The sequence below is a fragment of the Geminocystis sp. GBBB08 genome, from assembly GCF_016743215.1.
GTDB lineage: Bacteria > Cyanobacteriota > Cyanobacteriia > Cyanobacteriales > Cyanobacteriaceae > Geminocystis.
Genome location: NZ_VRZC01000241.1, coordinates 1 through 4,331, shown reverse-complemented (window position 1 = coordinate 4,331; position 4,331 = coordinate 1). Strand labels below are relative to the sequence as shown.

General features: G+C 29.0%; 3 protein-coding genes and 1 pseudogene. 3 read left to right on the top strand and 1 reads right to left on the bottom strand.

Annotated features, from left to right (window positions below; genetic code table 11):
* The 3 genes and pseudogenes from FWJ34_RS18565 to urtE form a co-directional block, all read left to right on the top strand.
* Window positions 1-1,768, top strand: a 1,768-nt coding sequence (locus tag FWJ34_RS18565) for an Eco57I restriction-modification methylase domain-containing protein (protein ID WP_308256818.1), incomplete at its 5' end; no start/stop codon positions are given.
* Window positions 1,769-1,884: 116 nt separating this feature from the next.
* Window positions 1,885-2,616, top strand: a pseudogene (urtD, locus tag FWJ34_RS18560) (urea ABC transporter ATP-binding protein UrtD); the annotation flags it as partial.
* Between the two features lie 532 nt (window positions 2,617-3,148).
* Window positions 3,149-3,850 (top strand): urea ABC transporter ATP-binding subunit UrtE, encoded by a 702-nt coding sequence (urtE, locus tag FWJ34_RS18555; RefSeq protein WP_308256817.1) that lies wholly within the window; start codon window positions 3,149-3,151, stop codon window positions 3,848-3,850.
* 62 nt (window positions 3,851-3,912) lie between these two features.
* On the opposite strand, the gene FWJ34_RS18550 is transcribed toward urtE, so the two are convergent.
* Window positions 3,913-4,331: transposase (locus FWJ34_RS18550; RefSeq protein ID WP_308256816.1), on the bottom strand; the 419-nt coding region annotated here is incomplete at its 5' end.

Below are 4,331 nucleotides of genomic sequence, written 5' to 3'. Positions count from 1 at the left end.
GGTTAAAGGGAATAAAACTTTAGAAACTTTACCGAATATTGATATTAATATAAAATGCGGAAATTCTCTTATTAGTCGCTTTGATTTATCGGCAGACTTAACTTCGGCTTTAGAGAAAAATAAGTTAACTATTGATGATTATAAACAAGCGGTAAAAATTTATCATCATCCTCAAGATAAGCAAGAAAAACAAAACATTGAAAAGTTAATTAATCAAATAAAATCTAATTTTAGCAATGAAATTACTGGTAATGATGCGACATCAAAAAAGTTAAGACAATTAGAAGGGGAATTAAATAATTTACTTAATCAAACTTCTTTATTTACGGAAACTGCGAAGGAAAAAAAAGCGAAGAAAAAGAAACAGAAAGATTTAGAAAAAGAGATTAATAAATTAACTACTGATATTGAAAATAAGAAAAATAATCGATTTTATCATAATGCTTTTGAATGGCGTTTTGAATTTCCAGAGGTGTTAAACGATGATGGAGATTTTATTGGTTTTGACATTATTATAGGTAATCCTCCTTACTTTTTAATTAATTCTCAGTCTGAGTTAAATATTATCGCAAATAAGTATCTAACTTTTTCTAATACAGGTGATATTTATGCTTTATTTATAGAATTAGGATTTAATCTTTTAAAATCAAACGGCATTGAAACTCTAATTATTTCTAATAAATGGATGAGGGCAAATTATGGTATTTATTTGAGAAAATATTTAGTAGAAAATACTAATCCTCTTAATTTAATTGATTTTGGACAAAATTTACTATTTGATAATGCTATAGTTCATACTAATATTTTGATGGTAGAAAAATCTTCTAACTTAAATCTACTTAATGGTATTCGTTTTTCTGATAACTTTTTCAAAACTAATCATGACTTTGAAGAATTTATTAACACAAATATGATCAAAAATATCACTATTTCTGAAGATATTTGGAATATTCTTTCTCCTCAATTACGATTATTAAAAGATAAGATAGAAACCATCGGCAAAAAATTATCAGCATGGAATATCGATATTAATTTTGGCATCAAAACTGGTTATAATGAAGCCTTTATTATTGATCAAGAAACAAAAAACTATTTAATCGAAAATGATGGAAAAAATGAAGAGATAATTAAACCAATTTTAAGAGGCAGAGACACTAGAAAATATTACTGCAATTATGCTAACTTTTGGTTGATTAATTCTCATAATGGTTATAAAAATAATCCCAGAATTGACTTAATAAAAGATTATCCTATAATATACCAATATTTATTAAAATTTGAAAAACAAGCATCTCAACGATATGATCAAGGTTATCATTGGACAAATTTGCGTAATTGTGCTTATTTAGGAGTATTTAAACAACCGAAAATAATTTTTTCTGAAATTGTTAGCGAACCTCAATTTTACTATGATGAAAAAGGATATTATCCTGAAGCAACAGCTTTTTTTATCTCAGGAGATCATTTAAAATATTTAACAGGTTTATTAAATTCAAAAGCCGTTACGTTTTTCTTTAAAAATTTTTATATGGGTGGAGAGTTAGTTGGTAAAATCAGATATAAAAAAGCCTTTTTGTTAGAGTTACCAATTCCAATACCTGATGACATAATTAATAAAACTATTTCAAATATTGTTACAAAAATATTAAAATTAAAACAAGAAAATCCTAATAATAACACAACAAAACTAGAGAGAGAAATCGATTTATTAGTATATCAATTATATGAATTAACAGAGGATGAAATTAACATTGTTGAAGAAAAATGAAGTCATATTATACCTTAAATCAATAATTCTGTAACAATTTTTACCGAAAATTATGGGTTAAGTGAATTATATTATTTAGACTATGGCAAAATAAACATTATTATGATAAATAAATAATGAATGAAACGATATTAGAAATTGACGATTTAACGGTAAGTTTTGATGGTTTTAAAGCTCTAAATCATCTTAAGTTTAAAATGAATAAGGGTGAATTAAGAGTCATTATTGGTCCAAATGGTGCAGGAAAAACTACTTTTTTAGATGTTATTACAGGTAAAGTTCAACCCACGGAAGGCAATGTATTTTTTAAGGGGAAAAACCTAAGAAAAATTAGTGAACATCAAATAGCTAGAATGGGTATTGGAAGAAAATTTCAAACTCCTAGGGTATATTTAAACTTAACTGTCAAAGAAAATTTAGATTTAGTAGCTAATAAGACTAAAAATGTTTTTTCAACCCTGTTTAATAAATCAACGGAACAAGATAAGCGAACTGTTGCCAGTTTACTTGAAACGATCGGATTAACCGCAAAAGCAGAATTACAAGCCGCTTTATTATCCCATGGAGAAAAACAAAGGTTAGAAATTGGGATGTTAGTAGCACAGTCTCCAGACTTATTATTAGTAGATGAACCTGTAGCTGGTTTAACTGATGAAGAAACAGAAAATGTCGGCAATTTACTCTTAGCTTTAGCCGAAAGTCATTCTATCATAGTTATCGAACATGATATGGAATTTGTTAGACAAATAGCTAAACAAGTTACTGTATTACATCAAGGTACTGTATTGTGTGAGGGTACGATGAATGAAGTACAAAACGATCCTCGTGTAATTGAAGTATATTTAGGGCAAGAAACTTCATTAGAAAGAGATGAGATTGTAATTGTGCGTATTGCAGCAACTATGGCATGGGCAGATTTTAATTTAACTCCCGAAGAACAAGATATAATTATCACTAATTTAAGTAAGCAATTTGCCGATTCTTCTGAAGATGAATTGCTGTTAAAAGAGGAATTAATTAACTTTTTAGGGGAAAATATACCTTTAAGTGATTTAGTGCCTTTATTAACAACTGAAGAAGAAAAGCTAAAAGTTTTACAATTAAGTAATCAAATTATTAATAGTCATGGTATCAATCAGTTAGAAAATCAAGTCTATCAAGAGTTATTAGAATTATTGAATTTACCTACAGAAATTGTTAATAGTCTTATCAATTAGTTTTAATTATTCCTATGATTCGATACCTTAAAATTAAGATTGGTTTTTTCTCGCAAAGACGCAAAGACGCAAAGTTTTTTATCCATAAATTAAGGGCATTTGTAAAAGCAATTTTTGACAAATTTATCCTTTATTAGTAAATTTTAGATTTAGTTTTAATACCATGTTAAATTTAACAAGTTTAAATGTTTATTACGGCGAAAGTCATATTTTAAGAGATGTTGATTTAAGTATTAATAGTGGTGAAATGGTGTGTTTAATTGGTAGAAATGGAGTAGGTAAAACTACTTTATTAAAAACGATTATGGGTTTATTAAAATCACCTACAGGAGAGCTTAATTTTAGAAATCAAATTATTGATAAAGTTACTACAGATCAACGTGCTAAATTAGGTATTGGTTATGTGCCTCAAGGTAGAGATATTATACCTCGTTTGACCGTAAAAGAAAACCTGATTTTGGGCTTAGAAGCCATTCCGAAAAATGTCAAAGTCAAAAAAGAAATTCCTGACGAAATTTTCGAGTTATTCCCTGTTTTAAAAACTATGTTAAACCGCATGGGAGGCGACTTAAGCGGTGGGCAGCAACAACAATTGGCGATCGCAAGAGCCTTAATGGGCAAACCGCAATTATTACTATTAGATGAACCAACGGAGGGTATTCAACCATCAATTATACTAGAGATTGAAGCAGCGGTCAAAAAGATTATTAAAGAAACTGGTATTTCTGTTCTTTTAGTAGAGCAACATTTGCATTTTGTAAGACAAGCTGATCGATATTATGCTATGCAAAAAGGAGGAATAGTTGCTTCTGGTTTAACCAGTCAATTAAGTCAAAGAGTTATTCAAGAATTTTTAGCAGTATAAGAAATAGGATGATTGACACTCCCGAAAAGCTGAAGCCACGAGGATTCTTGTTTCTTAGATTCTTACCTTAATGGCAGAACATCTCCACAAGCATTTTTGAACACTGTAAGTCCTACAGCAGTTAAACCTCTATCTCTTACTACTTCCGCCGCAACTACATCTCTATCGTTTGTATATCCACACTCTGGACATACATGAACTCTAACACTTAACTCTTTTTTACCTGTATGAGTTCCACAGTTAGAGCATATTTGAGATGTATAGTCTTTATTGACTTTAGCAAAATAGGTATCAGTTTGAGAACAGATATACTCAAGAATATTAAAGAATTGCCCTAATCCCATATCAAGAGATTGCTTACAAAACAACCCTTTTGACCATGATCTAAAGTTTATATCTTCAACGAATATCATTCCTACTCCTTCACACAATTTATGAGCCAGTTTAAAATGATAGTCTTTTCTTTTATTTGCTACGGTTT

Coding starts and splice junctions, on each gene's coding strand:
- urtE (WP_308256817.1), top strand. CDS start 3,149: ATGTTAAATTTAACAAGTTTAAATGTTTATTACGGCGAAAGTCATATT.